This is a genomic window from Bacillus sp. P4_D3 (assembly GCF_056401855.1).
In genome coordinates, this window is record NZ_JBFUIN010000881.1 from 1 (window position 1) to 1,150 (window position 1,150).

General features: G+C 34.4%; 1 protein-coding gene. It reads right to left on the minus strand.

Going from position 1 to position 1,150, the window contains the following annotated elements; all coding sequences use genetic code 11:
- On the minus strand, positions 1-1,150 hold a 1,150-nt coding region (locus AC1DTM_RS27625), incomplete at both ends, for a collagenase (protein ID WP_477001390.1).

Genomic DNA, 1,150 nt, shown 5'->3' on the forward strand with positions numbered 1-1,150 from the left:
GTATAATTCCCTGTTCCACCGCCATACTTATATACACTTAAGTAATATTTCCCTGGCTTCGCATTATAATTTCCAAGCAATTTGTTTCCATCACGTTTTGTTGCATAAGCTACATAATTATTTAGATCTGATTCAGAATATAATACCCAGTTCAGTCCAAGGTTTTGTTCGTTCGTAACAGAAATCTGTAAATCTTTTTGATCCTTTACATCAATAACAAATTTATCCCCCTGATCTTGATCGCTTAAGTTTCCTCTTAACAAAATGTTCAAAGATAGTGGATTCGCTGTATCAAATGAATTATTCGGTTCTTTTTCTACAGCCGTACCTTCTTCCGTATTCAGCCCGCTAAATACAACATCATATTCAAATTGTCCAGCATTATTTACACGGTAATTTACAAAATAAGCAGTCAATGTTTTATATCCAGTCCACGCTTTTCCTGAAAGACGTTTCAACATATCATTTGTTGCTTGATTCATTACTTTCCAATCCTCAATCTCTCCTTTTGTCGCACTTCCAGTATATGTCCCCTGTAGTGTAAATGTATTAAAGAATTGTGATTTATTCTTTGTTACTTTCACATCTTTTAACTTTGATTCATTAGTGATATCTGAAGTAACGTCCGAAAGCGATTTTGGATCATGCTGCGCTAAGTACTCATCTGATACTTGTGGAATTGTATACTTATCACGATTATCAATAAGCATTTGCATATAAGATTGATATTCTTCATTTAATTTATTATCTTTGCTTAATGTAGAACGGTATGCATCGTAACTTGAAACATCATTAGCACGAATTAAATCATGCACTTTATCGAACATTTCAGGACGGTTATTATACATATATGATTGCAATGCAAACGAATAGTTATAAAAATCAAACGTTCCATATTTCGCATTTAATGTTTGTGCTGCTGTGTAACGTTTTGCAGGATCATTAGATAATCCACCAATTATACTTTTTCGCGGTACTACACTATCTAATCGCGTTGCACCTGCAAAGAACTCTGCATTCCCTTCTTCAAACCATGTTAAACGTTCATTTTGATACATTTCCCCTTGGCCCCATAATYCCTGAACCTCGTACCTTCCCTGTAAGTAGTGCGTAAATTCATGGCGGAATAATTCTTCCAAACTATAAATAC